The 21508-nt window shown below is 33.3% G+C and carries 25 protein-coding genes and 1 tRNA gene; 15 read left to right on the top strand and 11 right to left on the bottom strand.

Translation table 11 applies throughout. The features are described from left to right. Position 1 precedes the first annotated feature (1 nt). From FJR47_RS07835 to FJR47_RS07810, 6 genes are all read right to left on the bottom strand, one after another. On the bottom strand, positions 2 to 1528 hold the full coding sequence (locus FJR47_RS07835) for a cytochrome ubiquinol oxidase subunit I (RefSeq protein WP_152299888.1): 1527 nt from the start codon (positions 1526 to 1528) through the stop codon (positions 2 to 4). 9 nt (positions 1529 to 1537) lie between these two features. Beyond that, the gene (locus tag FJR47_RS07830) at positions 1538 to 1744 is read right to left on the bottom strand and encodes a DUF4492 domain-containing protein (protein ID WP_152299887.1); all 207 of its coding nucleotides are present in this window, start codon (positions 1742 to 1744) and stop codon (positions 1538 to 1540) included. A gap of 452 nt (positions 1745 to 2196) precedes the next feature. Further along, on the bottom strand, positions 2197 to 3228 hold the full coding sequence (locus tag FJR47_RS07825; protein ID WP_152299886.1) for a zinc-binding metallopeptidase family protein: 1032 nt from the start codon (positions 3226 to 3228) through the stop codon (positions 2197 to 2199). Between the two features lie 2 nt (positions 3229 to 3230). Continuing rightward, positions 3231 to 4280, bottom strand: a complete 1050-nt coding sequence (locus FJR47_RS07820) for a succinylglutamate desuccinylase/aspartoacylase family protein (RefSeq protein ID WP_152299885.1) — start codon at positions 4278 to 4280, stop codon at positions 3231 to 3233. A gap of 3 nt (positions 4281 to 4283) precedes the next feature. After that, positions 4284 to 5216 (bottom strand): 30S ribosomal protein S6--L-glutamate ligase, encoded by a 933-nt coding sequence (gene rimK / locus FJR47_RS07815; RefSeq protein WP_152299884.1) that lies wholly within the window; start codon positions 5214 to 5216, stop codon positions 4284 to 4286. Beyond that, a complete protein-coding gene (locus FJR47_RS07810) occupies positions 5213 to 5647 on the bottom strand; it encodes an ATP-dependent zinc protease family protein (RefSeq protein WP_152299883.1) in 435 nt (144 codons plus the stop codon). The genes rimK and FJR47_RS07810 overlap by 4 nt, the downstream gene beginning before the upstream one ends. Before the next feature lie 250 nt (positions 5648 to 5897). Here FJR47_RS07810 and FJR47_RS07805 point away from each other — a divergent pair, with 250 nt between their 5' ends. Continuing rightward, positions 5898 to 6146, top strand: a complete 249-nt coding sequence (locus FJR47_RS07805; RefSeq protein WP_152299882.1) for a hypothetical protein — start codon at positions 5898 to 5900, stop codon at positions 6144 to 6146. 63 nt (positions 6147 to 6209) lie between these two features. Here FJR47_RS07805 and proB read toward each other — a convergent pair whose 3' ends face one another. Then, positions 6210 to 6992 carry a glutamate 5-kinase gene (gene proB / locus FJR47_RS07800; RefSeq protein ID WP_152299881.1) on the bottom strand — a complete coding sequence of 261 codons (783 nt, stop codon included), beginning with the start codon at positions 6990 to 6992 and terminating at the stop codon, positions 6210 to 6212. A 246-nt stretch (positions 6993 to 7238) separates the two neighbouring features. Between proB and FJR47_RS07795 the strand changes: the two genes are divergently transcribed. From FJR47_RS07795 to FJR47_RS07780, 4 genes are all read left to right on the top strand, one after another. Next, positions 7239 to 7466, top strand: coding sequence for a hypothetical protein (locus tag FJR47_RS07795; RefSeq protein WP_152299880.1), 228 nt, complete (start codon positions 7239 to 7241; stop codon positions 7464 to 7466). A 4-nt stretch (positions 7467 to 7470) separates the two neighbouring features. Then, complete coding sequence (locus tag FJR47_RS07790) at positions 7471 to 7689, top strand: hypothetical protein (protein WP_152299879.1); 219 nt, start codon at positions 7471 to 7473, stop codon at positions 7687 to 7689. Positions 7690 to 7755: 66 nt separating this feature from the next. Next, a tRNA-Arg gene (locus FJR47_RS07785) sits at positions 7756 to 7832 on the top strand. 104 nt (positions 7833 to 7936) lie between these two features. After that, a complete protein-coding gene (locus FJR47_RS07780) occupies positions 7937 to 8404 on the top strand; it encodes an HAD family hydrolase (protein ID WP_152299878.1) in 468 nt (155 codons plus the stop codon). A 2-nt stretch (positions 8405 to 8406) separates the two neighbouring features. Here the strand turns inward: FJR47_RS07780 and trpA are convergent, their stop codons facing one another. Beyond that, positions 8407 to 9147: a tryptophan synthase subunit alpha gene (gene trpA, locus FJR47_RS07775; protein ID WP_152299877.1), complete on the bottom strand. Its 741-nt coding sequence runs from the start codon at positions 9145 to 9147 to the stop codon at positions 8407 to 8409. Positions 9148 to 9398: 251 nt separating this feature from the next. On the opposite strand from trpA, the gene panB reads away from it, so the two are divergent. From panB to FJR47_RS07760, 3 genes are read left to right on the top strand one after another with little or no spacing between them, the layout of a single operon-like run. Continuing rightward, positions 9399 to 10190, top strand: a complete 792-nt coding sequence (gene panB / locus FJR47_RS07770) for a 3-methyl-2-oxobutanoate hydroxymethyltransferase (protein ID WP_152299876.1) — start codon at positions 9399 to 9401, stop codon at positions 10188 to 10190. 8 nt (positions 10191 to 10198) lie between these two features. Next, positions 10199 to 11209: a Holliday junction branch migration DNA helicase RuvB gene (gene ruvB, locus FJR47_RS07765; protein ID WP_152299875.1), complete on the top strand. Its 1011-nt coding sequence runs from the start codon at positions 10199 to 10201 to the stop codon at positions 11207 to 11209. Then, positions 11206 to 12246: an AI-2E family transporter gene (locus FJR47_RS07760; RefSeq protein ID WP_152299874.1), complete on the top strand. Its 1041-nt coding sequence runs from the start codon at positions 11206 to 11208 to the stop codon at positions 12244 to 12246. Before ruvB ends, FJR47_RS07760 begins: the two co-directional genes overlap by 4 nt. Before the next feature lie 15 nt (positions 12247 to 12261). On the opposite strand, the gene FJR47_RS07755 is transcribed toward FJR47_RS07760, so the two are convergent. Beyond that, on the bottom strand, positions 12262 to 13113 hold the full coding sequence (locus FJR47_RS07755) for a lipid A biosynthesis lauroyl acyltransferase (RefSeq protein ID WP_241855437.1): 852 nt from the start codon (positions 13111 to 13113) through the stop codon (positions 12262 to 12264). Between the two features lie 154 nt (positions 13114 to 13267). Here FJR47_RS07755 and FJR47_RS07750 point away from each other — a divergent pair, with 154 nt between their 5' ends. From FJR47_RS07750 to FJR47_RS07725, 7 genes are all read left to right on the top strand, one after another. Then, positions 13268 to 14173 carry a PDC sensor domain-containing protein gene (locus FJR47_RS07750; RefSeq protein ID WP_152299872.1) on the top strand — a complete coding sequence of 302 codons (906 nt, stop codon included), beginning with the start codon at positions 13268 to 13270 and terminating at the stop codon, positions 14171 to 14173. After that, entirely contained in the window at positions 14170 to 14781 is a 612-nt protein-coding gene (hisH, locus tag FJR47_RS07745) for an imidazole glycerol phosphate synthase subunit HisH (protein WP_152299871.1), read from the top strand. Before FJR47_RS07750 ends, hisH begins: the two co-directional genes overlap by 4 nt. A 23-nt stretch (positions 14782 to 14804) precedes the next feature. Further along, a complete protein-coding gene (hisA, locus tag FJR47_RS07740) occupies positions 14805 to 15515 on the top strand; it encodes a 1-(5-phosphoribosyl)-5-[(5-phosphoribosylamino)methylideneamino]imidazole-4-carboxamide isomerase (protein ID WP_152299870.1) in 711 nt (236 codons plus the stop codon). An 80-nt stretch (positions 15516 to 15595) separates the two neighbouring features. Beyond that, positions 15596 to 15757 (top strand): hypothetical protein, encoded by a 162-nt coding sequence (locus FJR47_RS09725; RefSeq protein WP_159569675.1) that lies wholly within the window; start codon positions 15596 to 15598, stop codon positions 15755 to 15757. Continuing rightward, the gene (locus FJR47_RS07735) at positions 15757 to 16590 is read left to right on the top strand and encodes a 50S ribosomal protein L11 methyltransferase (protein ID WP_152299869.1); all 834 of its coding nucleotides are present in this window, start codon (positions 15757 to 15759) and stop codon (positions 16588 to 16590) included. The genes FJR47_RS09725 and FJR47_RS07735 overlap by 1 nt, the downstream gene beginning before the upstream one ends. Beyond that, positions 16587 to 18596, top strand: a complete 2010-nt coding sequence (gene ftsH, locus FJR47_RS07730; RefSeq protein WP_430738915.1) for an ATP-dependent zinc metalloprotease FtsH — start codon at positions 16587 to 16589, stop codon at positions 18594 to 18596. The genes FJR47_RS07735 and ftsH overlap by 4 nt, the downstream gene beginning before the upstream one ends. Beyond that, a complete protein-coding gene (locus FJR47_RS07725) occupies positions 18586 to 19260 on the top strand; it encodes a phosphatidylserine decarboxylase (protein ID WP_152299867.1) in 675 nt (224 codons plus the stop codon). The genes ftsH and FJR47_RS07725 overlap by 11 nt, the downstream gene beginning before the upstream one ends. A 22-nt stretch (positions 19261 to 19282) precedes the next feature. Here FJR47_RS07725 and serS read toward each other — a convergent pair whose 3' ends face one another. Then, complete coding sequence (gene serS, locus FJR47_RS07720) at positions 19283 to 20530, bottom strand: serine--tRNA ligase (RefSeq protein WP_152299866.1); 1248 nt, start codon at positions 20528 to 20530, stop codon at positions 19283 to 19285. A gap of 13 nt (positions 20531 to 20543) precedes the next feature. Beyond that, on the bottom strand, positions 20544 to 21455 hold the full coding sequence (locus tag FJR47_RS07715) for a methylenetetrahydrofolate reductase (protein WP_152299865.1): 912 nt from the start codon (positions 21453 to 21455) through the stop codon (positions 20544 to 20546). Positions 21456 to 21508: the final 53 nt, after the last annotated feature.

The following is a 21508-nucleotide window of genomic DNA, read 5'->3' as shown; positions in this document are numbered from 1 at the left end:
TTTAGTGTCCTCCATCCGGACCAATTTTTATTTGTTTGGTCATAATTTTGATTTCTGCAATAAGCAGTGTTGTGAAAAGTGTTGCAAATAAAAAGAAACTTATCATTACATTTGTTGTAGATATATGTGTTGCTGCAATGCCGACTGGCATTAAATCCTGAATTGCCCATGGTTGACGGCCAACTTCAGCAACAACCCATCCAGCCTCACCGGCTATATATCCAAGTGGAATTGACCAAAAAGCCGCTTTAAGCAGAAGAGGATATTTTTGAATCTCTTTTTTTGTAAGGAAAAAAAGTACAAAAGCAAAAAGTATAATAAACCAACCGCCAAGCCATACCATGATATGAAATGCGTAAAAAGTTGTAGCAACCGGTGCTACTATATCTTCAGGTTTTTTTAAATATCCATATCCAAAGTACGGCATATACTCTTCAAGCGTTGTCTGTGCAGCTTTGGAAGCTTCTTCATTTGCATCTTTTTTTGCCTCTTTATAGCTTTGTAGTGCTTCAAGAGCAATTTTGCCTTTTTCTATTTTTTCTGCCGCTCCCATTATGTTATATTTTTCATTTCCATATACTAAATCTTCTAAGCCCGGTACAAAAGCATTCGTTTTATGGTAGCTTAAGATTGAAAGAATATAAGGTATCTCTATATCAAAAAGGAATGGATTTTCGTCATTGTTAAGAGCTTTATTTGGATTAAGCAGACCAACTGCAACAAGTCCAGCTCCCTCTTTTCCTTTATATAGTCCCTCCATCGCTGCGAGTTTTACGGGTTGTTTATGCGCTACTTGATGTGCTGATTCATCTCCGCTTAAAGCTAAAAACAAAGAGGTAATTAGTCCAAATGTGGCACCTACAAGCATCGATTTTTTTGCAAATACTACATCGCGATTTTTGAGAAGATACCAAGAACTGACTCCTACTACAAAAAGGGCAGCCATAACATAACCACTTCCAAGAGTATGGAGAAATTTACTAACTGCAACGGGAGAAAAAAGTATATCCCAAAAGTTCATCATCTCATTTCTTACAGTATTTGGATTGAAGTGCATTCCAACAGGATATTGCATCCAACCGTTTGCCACTAAAATCCAAAGTGCTGAAAGATTTGAACCAATCGCAACAAGCCAAGTGGACAAAAGATGAAATTTTTTATCTACTTTATCCCATCCAAAAAACATAACGGCAAAAAAAGTCGATTCCATAAAAAACGCTAAAATTCCCTCTACAGCCAGCGGCGCACCAAATATATCACCTACAAACCAGCTATAATTTGCCCAGTTTGTACCAAATTCAAATTCCATAATTATTCCGGTTGCTACACCAATTGCAAAATTAATAGCAAAAAGTGTCATCCAATATTTGGTTGTTTTTTTCCAAAAATCACTTCCGGTTTTGACATACATTGTTTCCATTATTGCTACTATAAATCCAAGTCCCAAAGTCAGGGGCACAAAAATCCAGTGATACATAGCCGTAAGTGCAAATTGTGCACGACTCCAGTCAATTAAAGATTCTTCCATCTTTTTCTCCTATTTTAATCTCAAGTTTTCATAAACGAAATTTATTTTTTCGTCATATGTTTTATACTCTGTTTTAAAATTCTTGTTATGAATAAAGTAGTTTAAAAAGAGCAAAATTACCACCAGTTTTATAAAGATAATTTTCCATAAAGTTTTTCCTATTGTCATGCTTTTGAAGCCATTGATATAAAAACTAAAAATCTTCTTGATACTCATGGTTTAACCTCATATTTTTTAACTTTTTGAGTCAATATACTTAGAGAGCTTAATAATTTTGATACAACACTTTCTAAGATATTTTTTATTTAGTCTCCAGCTGCTTAAATAAGATCATAATCTTAGAAGTTCTATAAATCTTCAAGTTATGATTTTTTTGACATTCTAGTTGACAACAAAGTTTTATAAATTAATAAATCGAATAAAAAGGAGAGTAAATCCTTTTTTATAATTTATTGCATCAATAATAACGCACATATGTTCAAAAGTCAATAAAATGTCAAAAAATTGTCAAACAAGATTTGAAAGGAGCTAAAAAGTTACTTTCTAAAAATTTATTTTATTTATCAATTTTTATTATTAAAAGTGTTATTTGTGATTGATTTGAAGTTTATTTTAGAAATATTGTAATAATAATTTGCATAATATTTAAAGGTCTCAATATTTATATATCATTTTATGTATATTTTTTTTAAAATAGTAATTATGCTCTCAACTGATTTTTTTGTTGTTGTTTCATGTACTGTATGGTAACCTATTGTCGGTATTTGTAGAGTTGTTCCTTGAATCTCTCCCTTGGTTGCATAAATCAATCTTCCAAGTTCTGTTGTTCCGAGAGAGCTGATTGTGCCATTTTTAGCCATTTTAGCTTTTAAATAGTTATCTTTAAAATTGTATTTTATCTTCTCTTTTATAGCAATTTTCTTGATTTTATTTTTTAGAGGTGATCTAAATACGGCATTTGAATCTCTGTTTCTCATAACTATATCTATATTTTTAATCTCCTCCAAAGTAGGGTAGGGACTTGTGTCAAGCACAAGCAGCTCATCTGTTTTTATATCAAAACGCTTAAACCACTCCATCAAAAATCTCCAGCTTCTGCCTGCCTCTTCAGAAGCAGTAAAAAAAGCGGTGCCTTGATAGCCAGCAGTGTACATATAGATAATAACAGCAATGCTTATGACATTATCTAACTGCGCAGATATTAAATCGCCATTAATTTCAAGTTTGTCTGTAAAGGCTATAGGCGTTCCTGGAAAAAGATAATCAAAACCATCTATTTTAAAAAGAATATTATTTCTTCTTTGACAAAGATACGCATCTTTTATAGAGCCAAGCCCTAAATAGTTTCCCGACCAAGGCTCATATGCCTGAACTTTTTCATCAACAAATCTTGCCGTAAAATTGTGCAACAATTGCTCTGAGTTCGAATCACCGGTTAGATCTGCTTTATTTTTTGCAATAAATGCAGCATACTGAAACTCATTATGGCCGGTGCAAATAAGTCCATGTCTATCTGCGTGAGCGGAGATATAACCACTATTAGGCTCTTTCCCTTTTGCTACAAGTACACCGTCATAGTATTCAACTGTTACACCAATTTCTTCAAGTTCTCTTTTTATAAACATAAAAAAAGGATGCTCTTCTCCTACAACACTAGGTATGCGAATAAGTTGTTTTAATATATCATAAAACAGTTCCATCTTTATTCTATTATCTCCTCATCATTAAGCTCGAAGAATTCGCTTGATTCAATAACATTTTCATTAAAGTACTCAATTTTGTTTTCTGCAACTTCAAGATTTCTAAATTTTGCTATATGAAAAATAGCATCTCCCTCCTGCACTAAAGGGATTTCTGATTTTCCGATTATAACTCCGTCAAAAGGCGCTTTTAACTCAAAACTTTTATCTCCCAGGGGTTCATCAATGAATGCAACTATCTCATCTTTGCGCACCACATCTCCAAGTGCTCTTATTGTTCTTAGCATGCCGCTTTCTATTGAGCGTATCCATTGAGTATTTCTTGTGATTATTGGAGTTTTTTGACCTCTTTTTTTTACTACTTTGGGAAGCATACCGTTTTCTCTAAGCACATTTATTATACCATGCACTCCAATTCTAATAGATTTTTCATCAAATCGTAAAGCTTCGCCTGCCTCATATAGAAGTATAGGTATACCTTCTTCTTGAGCCACAGCTCTAAGTGAGCCGTCTCTTAATTCAGAGTGCAGTACAACAGGAGCTTCAAAAGCTTTTGCAAGTTTGAATGTATACTCATTTTCGATATTTGTTCTAACTTGAGGCAGATTTGATTTATGAATCGAAGCAGTATGCAGATCTATTCCCAAATCACACTTTTTTACTATTTCATCAAAAAAAATTTTTGCAACTCTGCTTGCAAGGGAACCTTTTATGCTTCCGGGAAAACTTCGGTTTAGATCTCTTCTGTCGGGTAGATATCTTGAGAGTGTCATGATTCCATAAACATTGACGATAGGAACCAATAAGAGAGTTCCTCTGATTTTTTTTAAAATGTCTAATTTTCTCAGTCGTCTTATTATCTCTATACCATTTAGCTCATCGCCATGTATTGCAGCACTTATAAATACAACAGGTCCCTCTTTTCTCCCTCTTATAACATGAACAGGAAGCTGTGTAGGAGTATTGTATAATTTTGGCAATTCAAGATTTATGGTTAAATTAGCACCTTTAAGTATCTCTTGATTACCTAAAATCAACCTTGTATCGGGCATTTTTTAAGCTCCAATGCTATCTTTTTTTAATTTTCTTTTTTTTGCATTTATTTCACTTTTAGGAGTTACATTTTTTTCAATATAGCTCATGATTTTTCCGGCTATATCAATTTTTGTAGATTTTTCAATTCCTTCTAATCCTGGAGAAGAGTTTACTTCCATTACCAATGGACCTCTTGATGAAGGTATCATATCAACTCCGCAAATTCCAAGTCCCATGGCTTTTGCAGCAGCTAGTGCCATAGCTTTTTCTTTTCTTGAGAGTTTATAGGCGGTTGCACTTCCCCCTTGATGCAGATTTGATCTAAAATCACCTTCTGCTCCTTGTCTTTTCATGGCACCAACTACCTCTCCTCCTACAATTAAGGCTCTTATATCAGCTCCTCCGGCTTCTTCTATATACTCTTGAACAAGCAGGTTTACATCCATCCCGTAAAATGCATCAAGTACAGATTTAGCAGCTTTTTCACTGTCAACTAAAACAACACCGACTCCTTGAGTACCTTCAAGTATTTTAAGAACTAAAGGTGCGCCACCGCTAAGTTTTATAACATCTTTGGCGCTTGATTTATTAGATGCAAAAACAGTTTTTGGCATGTCCACACCATTTTTAGATAAGATTTGAAGACTTCTTAGTTTGTCCCTGCTTCTTTTAATTGCCAAAGAGCCTGTAACGGAAAAAACATCCATCATTTCAAAGTGTCTAACCATTGCAGCACCATAAAATGTTCTGCTTGCTCCAATTCTTGGGATAATAGCGTCAGGAGTCGGCAGCTCTTTACCTAAATAGTTGATTTTAAGTTCATCTTTCATAATTTCAATACTACATTTCAGGTAGTCAATCACTCTTACCTCCCACCCTCTTTCCTCGGCAGCTTCAACTAATCTTTTAGTAGAGTATAACTCTTTGTTTCTTGATAATATATAGACTCTCATTTTTTTTCCTGTTTAGATTTTGTAAGATATTTTTTTGAAACATCAACTAAAAATTTATTAGCTAAAAATTTTCTTCCTATTAACATAGGATATTTCATATCTGAACGGTTAGTTAATGATATAACAGTAGTGTACTCTTTTCCAAAAAAATTAACTTTTACACGAATTGAAGGTCTCTCCTGAAGTTTTCCGTTTGAACTTCTTATCTTTTTCATTTGATAAAGAGGTATTTGCATTTTTTTTCCGTGATATGCTTCATGAACTTTATCGAGTAGTTTAAAATGCACAATGTTATTTTCATCTACAAATATATCATCACAATGCAGAGCATTTGAATCTGCACCAGTATCTATTTTTGCATCTAAATCATAAAGTTGTAAATCAATAATAGAAATGATCTCTTTCGCCCCAATAATTTTTTTTTCCGGCATAAAATAAATCCTATCTTTTATATAAATTATAGCATATATAATAGTAAAAAATTTATAATTTTATTGATGAATAATTGTTTAAAAAAATAAAATTTTAAAGTTATTTTTAGCAAAATTTTTTTTTTTTGAGAGTATAATTTTATATAAAATTTAGGTGTAGGTTAAATAGGCTTGAATGCCAGTAGTAGTTATGTGAAAGCATCATTGATCCACAACAAAGGGGTGGAGTATATTTGTTAAAAGGGCAAATGTGACATTTAAAGATTTAGAATTCGCATTAGAGTTAAATGGTGTGATGAAAGAAGATATTGATTATATCTTAGATTTTAGTAAAAAAAATGGTATCGATATAGAGCTGCTTGATGATGAGCTCAATAAAATGGGATATGAGAGAGTACTTGAAAATGAGTTTGATGACTCTTGGGATGATGATGAAGATGATTATGATCATATTGAGAAGTTTCCAAATAGAAGTAAGTTTTCAGAAGATTATGATTAAAAATAGGTAATGTTTGTATCGGCAACACAGCTAAATGTTGTCGATAATTTTTATTAGAAGAGTTTATTTCTCTTTTTTTGTTTTAGGTTTTGGTTCAAATAGAGTTCCTAGAGTATGTTTACCCTCTAAAAGAAATGATTTTGCAGCACTTAAATCAAAGCCGTTACATAAGAACATTCTTTTTTCTCGCTTTATTAAAAAATCAGCTGCTTTGAGTTTTGTTACAATTCCGCCTGTTGCAAATTCATTATTTGCAGTAGAGGTGTCATTGAGTACATTTTCCGGTAATTCATTTATAGTTTTGTAAAGTTTGGCATCTTTAAATTCTTGAGGATTTTTATCATAGTATCCATCAATATCGCTAAGTATTACTAGCAGTTCGGCATTCGTTGCATAAGCTACATTTGCCGATAATTGATCATTGTCTCCAAAGAGCTGCTCTGGCGTAGAAGTAATATCGTTTTCATTTACAATAGGCAAAATATCATTTTCTAGATGCGCATCGATAATCTCTTGAAACATTTTAGTTCTTTTTCTTGAGTCAAAATCATCCTCAGTAAGTAAAATTTGAGCTGTGGTAATATCATAAATATCAAATTTCTTTTTGTAAGAAGTCATTAAGATTGGCTGTCCGGTTGCAGCGAGCGCTTTTTTTCCAATTTGTTTTCTTTTATCAAGCTTAAGTATAGAATATCCTGCAGCAACCGCACCAGAAGTAACCAATATAACATCATATTTTTTCTTTAACATAACAATTAATGTAACAAGATTAAGCATTCGCTCTTTGGCGATATTATTATCTTCTGTTAAAACTGCCGTACCGACTTTTATAACTATTCTTTTCATATAATTCCTTTATATTCATTAGAAAACTCTATCCATATTTGAATAATTTTTTAATAATTTTTAAGATTATAAGAGCTTCTCGCGGGCATTATATCAAGTCAAAGATTTAATTTATATTATATAAGTTGCTTTTAATAATATAAAAATAAATATTATAAAAAAAATCATACAAAAAATATGATAATTAAATATCCTATATCAAATTATGATAGAATTATGATTATATAAAAGAGGTAGGATTGTTTTATGCAAAATCAAACAACTTTAACAAAATTAAATGATAAAGTATCAGCTGTTGTGGAACAGTATAATTTGCTTAAACAGGAGAATGAAACCCTTCGTTTAGAGGTGGTTAAATTAAAAGCTGAGAGTGAAATAAAAAACCAAGAGATAGAAAAGTTGATAGAACAAAATGCCATGAAAGATTCAGAAATAGAGTCAATAGTAGAGAAATTAGAAGAAATAATGGTTTAAATATATGAGTAAAAAACTTGGTTTAAATATAGGTGGCCGCCGTTTTGATGTAGATGTAGAAGATGGTTTTGCTCATTTTTTAGAACAGCAGATGAGAAAAGACTTTAATGTTGAGGGAAATAATGATTTAAAAGTGCTTCTTCAGGCATATGTTCGTAAAAACCATGAACTATTTTTACAAGAACAAAAAATAGAAGAAATCACAAAAAAATTAGAAATTTAAGAGTTGAATTTATTATTATCTAAGGTAAGAGTGATATAATTTCGTTCTCTTTAATAGAGATGGTGTGCGCTCGTAGCTCAGCTGGATAGAGCACTGGTTTGCGGTACCAGCGGTCACATGTTCGAATCATGTCGGGCGCACCATTTTGTATTTAAAATAACTTCTTTACTCTTCTAAAATTTATATATATTTTCTTATATTTTAGCTTTTAACAAGCAGCAAAAAATAAAAAACAATGGATACCAAAATGTTCATCGAAATCCCAAACTATAAAACTCTTGATCTTAAAAATATTGTGTGTGATTATAATGGAACCATAGCCAAAGATGGAAAATTGCTTAATGGTGTCGGCGAATTATTTAAAAAATTGACAAAAGATTTTAAAGTTTTTGTGATAACGGCAGATACATTTGGAAGCGTTCAGAAAGAGTTACAAGGGTTTGATATCGAAATTATTGTATTAAAGAGCACTCACCATACAGTAGAAAAAAAAGATTTTTTAAACTCTATCGGTGCTCAAAATTCTATTGCTATCGGAAATGGAAATAATGACTCTTTAATGTTGCAAGAAGCTAATATCTCTATAGCTTTAATAGGTGATGAAGGGTGTTCGGTAAAAACTTTAAAAAATGCTGATATTGTTTGTAAAAATATTTTAGACGCTTTGGAGTTAATAATCTATCCAAAGCGGCTTATTGCAACATTAAGAGAGTAGTTTTAACTATTTATTTCACTCTTTAGTATTTTTGCCAGTTCGCCGCATTTAGCTATTTTTTGCGTATAATTTAAATTATAATCTAGCAGTATTTCAACAAAAGCACTTCCGACAATTACTCCATCAGCACCTTTTACTTTATCTTTTGCAGTTTTTTTATTAACTCCAAAACCCACATAAACCGGAGTTTGGGTATATTTTTTTATAGATGACAGTACAGATTGAAGATCTTCTGAAGCACCTGAACCTGTGATTCCTGCATATGCTACCATATATATAAATTTTTTAGAATCTTTAACTATCTCTGCAATTCTGCTTTCGCTGTCAGTTGGAGCGATAAAACTAATATTTGATATATGATTTGAGTCAAATAAATTTTTATATGCCAAACTCTCTTCATAAGGCAGATCCGGAATGATAAATCCGCTTATTCCTATCTCTTTTGCAAGCGGAATTAATGTGTTTAGGTTATGTTGATAAAAACTGTTAAAATATCCCATCCATAATGTATCTACTTTGGGAGCAATTGTTTTAGAAATATCTAAAAGATGTTCAAATTTAAAACCAAGTTCCAAAGCTTTATAGTTTGCTTTTTCTATCAATGGACCATCTGCAACAGGGTCAGAAAACGGAACTCCCAACTCTAGCAAATCTACCCCGTTCTTACTAAGGGCAAATGCTAAATCAACACTAAAAGACTTTTCAGGATAACCAGCTGTAATATATGCTACTAATTTTTTCAATTGTTTTCCAAGTTAGATTATTTAAATTAAGAATCTTTTTAATATTTAAGATATTTTTAAATTTATACAAAGTTTCTCTATAGAGTTTAAATTATAGCACTTTTCTAAAATCCTTTCAAGTTAACTTTATTGTTAAAATAAATTTTTATATTTATAAAATTTATAAGTCGGCTATAAAAGTTAATTCATTATTACATTAATTTAGTTAAAATTCTTTTATTAAATTTTCTATTGAAAAAAAAGAGTGCCAAATGATTAAAAAAATGACAATAAACAGTATTAAAAAAGCAAAAGGTGTTCAACCTTTGGTAATGATAACAGCTTATGATGCTCTTTTTGCGAAACTTTTGGAACCAAGTTCTGATATGATTTTAGTAGGTGATAGTCTAAATATGAGTTTTGCAGGTAAAAATGATACATTGAGTGCAACTCTTGAACAGATGATTTATCATACAAATGCAGTTTGTCAAGGAGCAAAGAACAGTTTTGTTATTTGTGATATGCCTTTTGGAACAGATATAAATTCTGAAGAGGCTCTTAAAAACTCGATACGAATTTTTCAGGAGACATCTGCTGATGCTGTAAAAATCGAGGGTGGTGAAGACAAAGCTCATATTATAAAGCATCTTTGTTCTAACGGAATAGCAGTTTGTGGACATATTGGGCTGCTTCCTCAAGCAGTTCGTTCAGAAGGCGGTTATAAAGTAAAAGGGAAATCAGAAGAAGAAAAAGCAAAGCTTGTTAAAGATGCAAAAGCGGTAGAGAGAGCAGGTGCTTTTTGTATGGTTATTGAAGGTGTAAAAGCTGAAGTAGCAGCTGAAGTGGCAAAAAGCGTAGCAATACCTGTTATTGGCATCGGTGCAGGAAAAGATGTAGATGGGCAGGTTCTCGTATTTTCTGATATGTTGGGATTTTTTGAAGAATTTACACCTAAATTTGTAAAAAAATATATGGATGGAGCATTATTAGTTAAAAATGCAGTGAAAAATTATTCTGATGAGGTAAAAAGTAGAGAGTTTCCTCAAGAAATACACACTTACTAAGAGAGAGTATGGAAAGATTAGTTGAGATAGAGAGGTTTGAGAATGAAGAGAGTTTAGAGACGACTCTTCGTCCAAGTGCCTGGAGTGAATATATCGGTCAAGAGCAGATTAAAAAAAATCTCGGTGTTTTTATAGAGGCGAGTAAAAAAAGAAGAGAAGCTCTTGATCATGTTCTTTTTTTTGGACCACCGGGATTGGGAAAAACAACATTAGCGCTAATTATCGCCAACGAGATGAATGCAAATATAAAAGTAACAGCTGCTCCGATGATAGAAAAAAGCGGAGATTTGGCTGCAATTCTTACAAATTTGGAGGAGGGTGATATCCTCTTTATCGATGAGATACACCGTCTCTCACCAGCTGTTGAAGAGATACTCTACTCGTCTATGGAGGATTTCCGAATTGATATTATTATCGGAAGCGGACCGGCTGCGCAAACAGTTAAGATAGATTTGCCGCGTTTTACTCTTATCGGCGCTACTACAAGAGCAGGAATGCTTTCTAATCCGCTTCGTGATAGATTTGGAATGAATTTTAGAATGCAGTTTTACTCTCCTGAAGAGCTGGCAAAAATTATTTTGCAGGCTTCGGTAAAACTTAATAAAGAGATAGTGCATGAGGCATGTATTGAAATAGCAAAAAGAAGTCGTGGAACACCGCGTATTGCGCTTAGACTCCTTCGCCGTGTAAGAGATTTTGCAGATGTCGCTAATGAGGAAAAAATTGTACACTCAAGAACAAAATTTGCGCTTGAGGAGCTTGGCATAAACTCTCATGGATTTGATGAGATGGATATTAAGCTTTTAAACCTTCTTATTGGAGCAAAAGGAAAAGCTATCGGGCTGAGTACGATAGCTGCCTCGCTTAGCGAAGATGAGGGAACGGTAGAGGATGTGCTGGAGCCTTACTTGATTGCAAATGGTTATTTGGAGAGAACTTCAAAGGGCAGAAAAGCAACAAGAAACACTTATGATGTTTTAAATGTTAATTTTGAATATGAAGAAGGATCTCTCTTTTGAAACCGCAATACTTTGTAGCCATACTATTTGCCACCTCTTTATACTGGATGTATCTTCTGTATGTTCCATTTTTGCTTGGAATGATTATTGCAGCGCTATTGGCAATTTCTACCTCAAATATTCAGAATTTTTTTGAAAAAACAGTAAAATCAAAATTTTTTGCAGCACTGATTTCAAGTTTTTTGTTGGCAGTTCTCTTTTTTGTGCCTCTAGGATATTTTTTGGCAACATTGACAATAAAATTAAACAGCATGGATTTTACAATTTTTAAAAATATAGAAGTGTTTATTAGGGAATTTTTGTTAAATCCGCCTGAATATTTGTCATTTTTAAAGCCCTATACTGATGATTTAATGAAAGAAGTTAATGTAAATTCGATTGCTTCTTATGTTCTCTCTTTAACGGGAAATATTGGATCAATGAGTGCAGGGTATCTTAAAAATTCGTTTTTAGTGATAATTTTTTATTTTTTTGCTCAATACAATGGGAGTTATGTAGTAGATTTTTTAAAGAGAGTTGTCCAGATGTCAGTTGATGAGACAACACTTTTAGCAAAAGAGCTCTCATCTGTAATGAGTGTTGTCTTTTACTCTATAATTGTTAATGCGATGTTTCAAGGAATACTTTTTGGGATTGCTATCTCTTTTATGGGGTACAATGGGCTTTTATTTGGAATTATGTATGGATTTGCATCATTGATTCCTGTAATCGGAGGAGCGCTTATGTGGCTTCCTTTTATGTTTTATGAATTTTCTGTCGGCAATAGTTCTAATGCAATATTTATAGCTCTTTATTCTATTCTTGTTATTTCAGTTGTTGCAGATACTTTTATAAAACCTTTGATTATTAAAGAGATAAATCTAAGACTTTTAGAAGAGGATGATGCAAAGATGAATGAGCTTATTATCTTTTTTGCCATTATTGCGGGACTTACTACTTTTGGGTTTTGGGGAATGATTTTAGGACCTGCTATTACTGCATTTTTCTTAACTATTATGAAGCTTTTTGAGGCGAGAACAAAAGAGTGTATAACATAAAACTCAAAAAAGTTTTTAAGTCTTTTTTTTATAAATATATTGATATCTATTTTTAAATCTACGATGAATCCAGAACCAAAATTTTGGGTCATCTATTATGACTTTTGTTAGCCAGTCAGCTTGAAGCTGTGTTGCTTTTTGAATATCCTCTTTTTCGTTATCTGTTTTTGGCACCTCTATCTCATCAAAAAATGTTAGAGTATAGTTTTCTTCATCTTCTGTTTTTATGATAACTGGAATAATTGCAGCATTGAATTTTCTTGCTAAATAGGATGGTGTTGCAGTTTGATGCACTTTTTTACCTAAAAATTCAACTTCTACACCTTCTCTGGAGCTAATAGCCGTGTCGATTAGAATACCGCTGGCTTTGCCATTTTTAGCAAGTTTTATAAGAGATTTAATTACACTAGATTTTTCTAATGATGTATTTCCTAAGTTTGATCTTGATTCAAGTACCCACTTCTGATAATTTGGATTTTTCATTTTTTTATAAACAGCGGCTATTGGTTCAGCAAAAATTCCTACCGCTATCCCGCCTAACTCCCATGAACAGTAATGGGAAGTTATATATACAGCTGCTCTTTTTTGTTCGTGCACTTTCTCTACAGCTTCTATATTTTTTACTGTTATTTTTTTTGCGAAATTCTCTTTGTTCATATGCCTGATTTCCATTAAATGCAAAAAGTTTAAGAGTAAGTTTTTAAAACTGTATTTGATTATTTCTTTTTTCTCTTTTTGTGTAAGTTTATCGCCGAATATAAAATCTAGGTTTGCAAATCCAACATTTCTGTATCTAAAAGAGAGGTAATATGCAACTTTTGCCAAAAAAATAAAAAAACCTTTTCGTATTTTTTTCGGTAGAATCATTAAAAATTTTTCAAATAGCAAAAATAGTTTAAATCCCATTGTTCAATAACTCCAGCTATAAATTTAAAAATAGATTATATCAAATGAAAGTAGGGTAACTTATAAAATTGTTATAAAGCATTTGGTATAATCATACAAAAATTTAAGGCAAAAAATGGTCCCAACGGATATACAGGATTTTTCAAGAGGCAGAACAAAAGCAAGAGCCTACTTTTGTTATCTTTTTTCTAAAAATATTCCTAATAGACTTCCTTCGATAAGTCAAGAGATGATACTGCCGAGACTTTTAAAAATCAAAGGAGATCTTGAAAACTGTGACGGTGTTTATCTTTTAGATAACAAAGGGGTGCAGATTAGTCCGACATTTCAAGAACACTCACAAAGAGATCAGGATGTAGGAAGAATTTTGGCTGACAGGGCATACTACTATAGAGCCGTTAGAGAGGGAAGATGTACTGTAACTGACCCTTATCCTTCACTTTTAACAGGCGAATTGTGCGTAACAGCTTCGCAGCCAATTTTTGATGAAAATGGCAATTTAAAGTATATTGCATGTTTGGATATGCCCCTTAACGAAGTTTTAAAAATATCTCGTTTAAATACTTCTGATACATTTTTTTATACATTTTTTAAATACTCTTATGCTCTCTTTGCATTTGCACTGGTAGCTATTGCTTTGCTGCTTTTTATAAATGGCGTGCAAAGTTTTTTTATTTATGAGATATCAGCTGTTCATTTTGATGCTAAAAATGTTTTTGAAGCTACAATTCTTTTAACGCTCTCTCTGGCTATTTTTGATTTATCAAAAACAATAATAGAAGAGGAGATAATGGGGCGTGAAAGAGATCATAATATTTCAGGACCACATAAAACTATGGTTAGATTTTTGGGTTCTATTATTATCGCTTTGTCCATTGAAGCTCTTATGCTTGTGTTTAAGTTTGCTATAACGGACCCGGAAAAATTAGTTTATGCTATGTATATAATAAGCGGAGTTGCAATGCTTTTAATAGGGCTTGCTGTTTATATAAAATTTACAAAATTAAAGATTGATGAATGATAGCAATTGTTGATTATAATATGGGGAATTTGGCAAGTGTTCAGAATGCATTTGCTAAGATAGGTGCTAAAACAGTGGTTGAGAGTAATCCTCAAAATTTTAAAAAGTATGAAAAGTTGATACTTCCGGGTGTTGGTGCTTTTCCTGACGCGATGCAACATCTGCATGAACGAAATATGATTGAAGCCATAAAAGAGTTTGCGCAAAGCGGTAAATATATGCTTGGAATATGTTTGGGAATGCAGCTTTTGTTTGAGAGTTCTGAAGAGTTTGGCAGTCATGAAGGTTTGGGTCTTATAAAAGGAAAAGTTGTTGCTTTTGACCCATCTAAGTTCAGTGAAGCATTGAAAATTCCTCATATGGGTTGGAATAGAGTCTTTACAAAAGAGCATCCTCTTTTTAAAGGATTAGATGAACAGCATTATCTATATTTTGTTCACTCTTATCATGCTGTATGTGAAAATGAGCAAGACATTATCGGTAAAACTGTTTATGGCTATGAGTTTGCTTCTGCGGTTGCTCATAAGAATGTTATGGGAATTCAGCCTCATCCTGAAAAAAGTCATAAAAATGGGCTCAAAATATTAGAAAATTTTATAAAGTTATAATATATTAAAAAGGATTTATATACATGACACTATACCCTGCAATTGATTTAAAAGACGGAAAAGCAGTTAGACTTACAAAGGGTCTTATGGAGAGTGCTAAAATATACTCTGATGAGCCTTGGATACTTGTGAAAAAATTTCAAGAGATGGGTGCCAAATGGGTACATTTAGTTGATTTAAATGGAGCATTTGCCGGAGAGCCGAAAAATCTAGAGCAGATTATTAAGATTAGACAAAATTGTAATGTAAAGCTTGAGCTTGGCGGCGGCATTCGAGATGAAGAGACAATTAAAAAGATGCTTGAAATCGGTATAGACAGAGTAATCCTTGGTTCTATTGCCGTGAAAAATCCGAAATTTGTTAAGGATATGGCGGCGAAATATCCCATTGCTGTAGGCATAGACGCTATTGACGGATTTGTCGCAGTTGAAGGATGGGGTGAAGTAAGCTCTATGAAAGCGACTGATTTGGCAAGTGAATTTGCAAATGCCGGCGTAGAAGCCATAATCTGTACTGATGTTTCAAAAGACGGAACACTAAGTGGTGTAAATGTGGATTTTACTGTAGATATCGCAAAAGCAAGCGGAATTAGTACTATTGCCAGCGGTGGCGTAAAAGATGAGAAAGATATCGAAGCTTTAATTGCTACAAATTTGGTAGATGGTGTTATTATAGGCAAAGCATATTACGAAGGAACTCTAGATTTAGCAAAAATGTTTAAGTTGCTTAGTTAAGCTTTGCTTAATAGCAAAATAAATAAAATTTAGCTATTATAGTTTATTGATTTATAGATATTTAAAGAGAAGGGTTTCATTTGAAATTACTTGTTATTGATGATAGTTTAAGGGTGTTTGATGCTATAAAAAGTGCATTGGCAAAGGCAAAAAAAACGGGTATTAATGATTATATTGAAAAACCGTTTATTTCAAAAGATTTAAAAAAGAAATCTAGCATTTTTATGGGTGTTTTAATTTAATGCAGGAGTATTATTTTGAATTAACAGTTACTGTATCTTCTTATCATTCGCTTTTTTCGGATTTTTTAACAGATACTTTGCCCATTGGTTTTGAAGAGACGGATAATGGTTTTATTATTAGAAGCGAAGAAGAGCTTGATACTATAGTTTGGGGACTTGAGCAGTTTGCAGAAGCTTTGCAAAAAGCTTTAGGCAAAGATGTTGAACTTGAATGCAAACAGAGAAAACTTAAAAACAGCGACTGGATAAAAGTGTATCAAGAGAGTGTTCAACCGATTCAAATTGATAAATTTTATATTCATCCTACATGGGATGAACCAAGCAGTGAGTTGATAAATATAGCTATTGATCCGGCACTGGCATTTGGCACAGGGCATCATCCTACAACAGCATCATCACTAAAAGCTATTGCAAAATATGTAAAAGAGGGTGATAGAGTTTTAGATGTAGGATGCGGGAGCGGAATACTCGGTATAGCGGCAATTAAACTTGGTGCAATAGTTGATGCTTGTGACACAGATGCGGAGTGTATAGAAAACAGTAGAGTAAATGCTAAACTTAATTCAGTAAAGTTTGAAAACTTATGGGAAGGCTCTTGTAGTTTGACAAAAGATAGTTATGATATTGTTGTAGCAAATATAGTGGCTGATGTTTTGACTTTTATAGCAAATGATTTAAAAAATGTTTTAAAAGCAGGCGGATTGCTTATATTATCAGGAATATTAAATAAATATGAATCAAAAGTCTTAAAGTTTTATCAAGATTTTGAAATTCAAGAAAAAATAACTCAAGATGAATGGGTTACATTAATATTAAAGCAAGGTAAAAAATAGATATGCAAAACAAAAACGATAAAAATGACAACAATAATAATAATTTTTTTAATAAAAATCCGCTTATAACTTTTGCGATATTTTCAGTAGTAATTATCATGCTTTTTAAAGCCATAATTGGAGAAAATAGTGTCTCAGATGGAACACTAGCAGGCAGTAAAAAAACAAAGCAGATAAGTTACTCAGAACTTAAATCTTTAATAGAGTCTAAAAGTCTAAGAAAAGTTGAAATAGGGCAAAGTTACATTAAAGCATATGGCACAGATAATGCAACTCTATATACGACAAGAATTGTGCCGGGTGACTCTAAGTTAACAGAATCATTGGACAAACAAAATATAGAGTATGTTGGCTTTAGCGAAACAAACTGGTTTACAGAGATGTTTGGATGGCTTTTTCCATTTCTAATTATAATTGCAATATGGATGTTTTTTGCCGGACGAATGCAAAAAAGTATGGGCAGCGGTATTTTGGGGATGGGCGGCTCTAAAAAGATGATCAACTCTGAAAAACCTAAAACTAAATTTGACGATGTAGCAGGGGTAGAAGAGGCAAAAGAGGAGGTTCAAGAGATTGTTGATTTCTTGAAATATCCGGGTCGTTATGTAGAAATCGGGGCAAAAATTCCAAAAGGCGTTTTGCTTGTAGGAAGCCCTGGTACTGGTAAGACTCTTTTGGCAAAAGCGGTTGCAGGCGAAGCTGATGTGCCATTTTTTTCGGTGAGCGGTTCTAGTTTTATTGAGATGTTTGTCGGTGTCGGAGCGGCTCGTGTTCGTGACCTTTTTGAACAGGCTAAAAAAGATGCACCGAGCATTATTTTTATAGATGAGATCGATGCTATCGGTAAAAGCCGTGCGGCAGGTGCTAATATGGGCGGTAATGATGAGAGAGAGCAAACTCTTAATCAGCTTTTAGCAGAGATGGACGGATTTGGAACAGATACTCCCGTTATTATTTTAGCAGCTACAAATAGACCTGAAATACTTGATCAAGCACTATTGCGTCCGGGACGATTTGATAGACAGGTATTGGTGGATAAACCTGATTTTGAAGGTCGTATAAAGATTTTGAAAGTGCATGTTAAAGGCGTTAAGATGGATGAGGATGTTGATCTCGAAGAAGTTGCTCGCTTAACAGCCGGTTTAGCTGGAGCTGATTTGGCAAATATTGTTAATGAGGCAGCACTTCTTGCAGGTAGAAAGAGTCAAAAAAGTGTAACACAAAAAGATCTTTATGAATCAGTGGAACGAGCTTTAGCAGGACTTTCTAAAAAATCTCGCCGTATAAATCCAAAAGAGAAAAAAATTGTTGCATATCATGAAAGCGGACATGCCTTAATGGCTGAAACAACGCCGGGAGCTAAAAAAGTTTCAAAAGTCTCAATAGTACCTCGCGGTTTAGCAGCACTTGGATATACGCTCAATACGCCAGAAGAGAATAAATTTATGATGCAAAAGCATGAGCTTTGGGCAGAAGTTGATGTACTTTTAGGTGGGCGTGCGGCGGAAGAGGTTTTTATAGGTGAAATTTCTACGGGTGCCGGGAATGATCTAGAAAGAGCGACAGATATTATTAAATCAATGGTTCAAACTTACGGTATGAGTGATGTGGCAGGTTTAATGGTCCTTGAAAAAAGTAGACAATCTTTTTTGAGTGGCGGAGGTATGCAGGCGAGTAGAGAATATAGTGAAAAAATGGCGCAGGACATGGATGAGTTTATAAAAAGTTCGCTTCAAGAGAGATATCAACATGTTGTTCAAAGACTTCAAGAGTATAGAAGTGCAATTGAAGATATGGTGAAACTTCTTTATAAAAAAGAGAGCGTTACAGGTGCTGAAGTTAGAGAAATTATTATAAACTTTGAAAAAAAGAGTGGATTAGAATCTAAAGTAAATCTTGTTGTTGATGATATTGAAGAAGAGTTAAAAGCTGATGCAAAAATGGTTGAAGATGAACAGAGTTCAAAAAAAGAAAGAGATGACAAAGAGGGATTAGATGAAGAATAATCTTTTACCTGTTGCAAAAGAGGGGTGGAATTATTTAATATTTTCTGTTGCAGCGCTTCTTCTTTTTACTTTGCTTGATTTAGATTTTTTGCAGTTTATTGCTTTTTTGACGACACTTTTTTTTCTTTTTGTTTTTAGAAATCCAGAGAGACAAAATATGCTTTATCAGGAAAACAGTGTTGTTAGTCCCGTTGATGGAAAAGTAGTTTCAATAGAAGAGTTGGATAGCAAAGAGAGTTACGCATACAAAATAGAAGTAGAGAGTAATTATTTAAATGTATCTCTTCTTAGAGCCCCTTTTACATCATTATTAAAAGATATATCGATCTACAGAGGTGCAAGATTATCTTCTATTTATCCTCTCTCAAAAGATATTAACGAAAATGTAGAATTGATTTTTGTTGATAAAAAATCATCCAATAAAATAAAAGTTACCCATATACTAAAACAAAGTTTCAAGGCAATTGACATAGATATTATAAAAGCTCAAAATATACTTCAAGGCTCTAGATACGGATTTATGTTAAACGGCGTTACAGCACTCTATGTGCCTTCTAACTTTAGATTAAATATTAGTGTTGGCAATGAGCTTGCAGCTTCAGAATCTCTTATTGGATATTTTACAACTGAGAGTAAAATAGAAAATACAAATTCGGAAATATAAGCTACTTCCGAATTTTATAATATTAATTTATATATGGTTCAAGCGCTTTTGGAATAGTGATGCTTCCATCTTCATTTTGAAAGTTTTCCATAATAGCTACCATAGTTCTTCCCACTGCCAATGCAGAACCATTTAGAGTGTGTACAAAAGAGTTTTTATCTCCATCTTTATATCTTATTTTTGCGCGTCTAGCTTGAAATTCTCTGGTATTTGAGACTGAGCTTATTTCTCTGTAACTATTTTGACCCGGAAGCCAAACTTCCAAGTCTACGGTTTTAGCTGCACCAAATCCTAAGTCTCCGGCACAAAGTGTGACAAGACGATGCGGAAGTTCAAGTTCGGTAAGTATATCTGAAGCAGTTTGAACCATTTCATCAAATATTTTATCGCTATCTTCAGGCTTTGTTATAGAGACAAGTTCAACTTTGTGAAATTGATGCTGTCTTATCATACCTCTTGTATCACGACCTGCCGCACCTGCCTCTTTTCTAAAACATGATGTGTAAGCAGTCATTTTTATAGGCAGTGCATCAGCCGGCAAAATCTCATCTTGATATAGATTTGTAACCGGAACTTCTGCCGTTGGAATTAAAAACAACTCTTGATCTTCTATTTTATAAAGGTCGTCTTCAAATTTTGGAAGCTGTCCTGTTCCTTCCAATGCAGTTCTATTTACTATAGAAGGCACACTGACCTCCGTAAAACCTCTTTTTGAATTAAAATTCAGCATAAAGTTAATAAGTGCTCGTTCAAGTTTTGCACCCATGCCAAAAGAGACGCTAAAGCGGCTTGTTGCAAGTTTCACTCCTCGCTCAAAATCTATCCATCCGTTATTTTCGGCTAGTTCCCAGTGCTCTTTTGGAGTAAATATAAATTGTCTTGGAGCTAAAACTTTTTTAATCTCAACATTGTCATTTTCATCCTCACCATCAGGTGTGTCATCATCTGGAATATTTGGGATAGACATAGCTAAAGTTTCAAGCTCTTCTTGTTTTGTTCTTTGAACTTCAAGCGCTTCTGCAATTTTAACTTTATTTGCATCTACTCTCTTTTTTAATTCACTTACATCTTTTCCCTCTTTTTTATAGACGCCAAACTCTTTGCTCATCGCATTTTGAGCAGCTTGGAGCGTTTCATAATCAACTTTCGCAGCTTTTAGCTCTTCATTTTTTCTTTTTAGAGAATTTAAAAGTTTAATATCAACGCCTTTTCTTACGAGTTTATCGCTGACGCCTTGAAAATCTTTTTGGAGTAGTTTTAAATCAATCATCTTTATCCTTAATTTATAATAGTATATCTCTTGCTATTTGAAACTGATTTGCCGTCATAAGGTGAATCTTGGGATGAAATGCTTTTATCTCTAAAAAGAGATTTTTACTAAGTTCAAATCCAACTCTATACTCTTCTTCTGGTCCTTGCTCATTTGCAATTTTAAGAGCTTCTATCCACTCATCTGGTACATTTATTCCTGGAACATGGGCAGATAAAAATTGTGCTGTTCTAAGTTTTGTAATCGGAAAAATTCCTAAAATAAGCTCAGCATCTTTTCTTTCATTACAACACTCTTTGTTGGCAGCTTCTTTAAGCTCAAGCAGAAGTTTTGCGTTTTGTAGGTCATAAACCGGCTGTGTAATGATTCCAAGCGCACCGTGTTTTATCTTTTTTTGCATCTTTTTTTGTAGTGTTTTAGGATTTTTTGCATAAGAGTTTACAACTGCAAAAGGGTAAATCTCTTTTGGTTTATGTGTTAGAGGTTTGCCTGCGTAATCAATGCCGCTGTTAAAACAAGAAACGATGTCAAGCAAAAGCGTACTGTCTGCTTCAAAAACGGCCTTAGTATGAGGCTGATCAGAGATAGATGCAGGATCTCCGGTAAGTGCTAAGATAGCTCTTATGTCAATTTCGTTTGCTCCCAGCAAGTCTGATTGAAGAGCAATTTTGTTTCTATCACGCATGCTCATTGTTGCAATTACTGGCTTATGAAATCTTTCTTGAAGCATTTTTGCAGCAAAGAGAGAGTTATATTTTAATTTAGCAAGAGGGTTGTCTGTTGTTGTAAAACCATCTACTAATTTATCAAGCCCTAATTCAGCTATCGTATCGATAATAGGAGAAAATACAGGAGAGTGCCCCGGCGTCGTCTCAAGAGTGATATATGTATCGTTTTTTAGTTTATTTATAAGTTCATTAAACAAAAAGCATCCTAAATGGTATAATTGCGTAATTATAACTAAAGAGAGAAAAATAT

This window comes from Sulfurimonas xiamenensis (genome assembly GCF_009258045.1).
GTDB lineage: Bacteria > Campylobacterota > Campylobacteria > Campylobacterales > Sulfurimonadaceae > Sulfurimonas > Sulfurimonas xiamenensis.
The sequence above is the reverse complement of the archived record's forward strand: the minus strand, read 5'-3'. Positions and strand labels throughout refer to the sequence as shown.

Excerpts from the sequence above, each read along its gene's own strand:
- FJR47_RS07825 (WP_152299886.1), bottom strand. The coding sequence starts at position 3,228 with ATGGAACTGTTTTATGATATATTAAAACAACTTATTCGCATACCTAGT.
- FJR47_RS07755 (WP_241855437.1), bottom strand. The coding sequence starts at position 13,113 with ATGATTCTACCGAAAAAAATACGAAAAGGTTTTTTTATTTTTTTGGCA.
- proB (WP_152299881.1), bottom strand. The coding sequence starts at position 6,992 with ATGAAAAGAATAGTTATAAAAGTCGGTACGGCAGTTTTAACAGAAGAT.
- FJR47_RS07790 (WP_152299879.1), top strand. The coding sequence starts at position 7,471 with ATGAGTAAAAAACTTGGTTTAAATATAGGTGGCCGCCGTTTTGATGTA.
- FJR47_RS07830 (WP_152299887.1), bottom strand. The coding sequence starts at position 1,744 with ATGAGTATCAAGAAGATTTTTAGTTTTTATATCAATGGCTTCAAAAGC.
- serS (WP_152299866.1), bottom strand. The coding sequence starts at position 20,530 with ATGATTGATTTAAAACTACTCCAAAAAGATTTTCAAGGCGTCAGCGAT.
- FJR47_RS07820 (WP_152299885.1), bottom strand. The coding sequence starts at position 4,280 with ATGCCCGATACAAGGTTGATTTTAGGTAATCAAGAGATACTTAAAGGT.
- FJR47_RS07780 (WP_152299878.1), top strand. The coding sequence starts at position 7,937 with ATGTTCATCGAAATCCCAAACTATAAAACTCTTGATCTTAAAAATATT.
- rimK (WP_152299884.1), bottom strand. The coding sequence starts at position 5,216 with ATGAGAGTCTATATATTATCAAGAAACAAAGAGTTATACTCTACTAAA.
- FJR47_RS07750 (WP_152299872.1), top strand. The coding sequence starts at position 13,268 with ATGGTCCCAACGGATATACAGGATTTTTCAAGAGGCAGAACAAAAGCA.
- FJR47_RS07810 (WP_152299883.1), bottom strand. The coding sequence starts at position 5,647 with ATGCCGGAAAAAAAAATTATTGGGGCGAAAGAGATCATTTCTATTATT.
- hisH (WP_152299871.1), top strand. The coding sequence starts at position 14,170 with ATGATAGCAATTGTTGATTATAATATGGGGAATTTGGCAAGTGTTCAG.
- FJR47_RS07795 (WP_152299880.1), top strand. The coding sequence starts at position 7,239 with ATGCAAAATCAAACAACTTTAACAAAATTAAATGATAAAGTATCAGCT.
- FJR47_RS07725 (WP_152299867.1), top strand. The coding sequence starts at position 18,586 with ATGAAGAATAATCTTTTACCTGTTGCAAAAGAGGGGTGGAATTATTTA.
- FJR47_RS07835 (WP_152299888.1), bottom strand. The coding sequence starts at position 1,528 with ATGGAAGAATCTTTAATTGACTGGAGTCGTGCACAATTTGCACTTACG.
- panB (WP_152299876.1), top strand. The coding sequence starts at position 9,399 with ATGATTAAAAAAATGACAATAAACAGTATTAAAAAAGCAAAAGGTGTT.
- FJR47_RS07735 (WP_152299869.1), top strand. The coding sequence starts at position 15,757 with ATGCAGGAGTATTATTTTGAATTAACAGTTACTGTATCTTCTTATCAT.
- hisA (WP_152299870.1), top strand. The coding sequence starts at position 14,805 with ATGACACTATACCCTGCAATTGATTTAAAAGACGGAAAAGCAGTTAGA.
- ruvB (WP_152299875.1), top strand. The coding sequence starts at position 10,199 with ATGGAAAGATTAGTTGAGATAGAGAGGTTTGAGAATGAAGAGAGTTTA.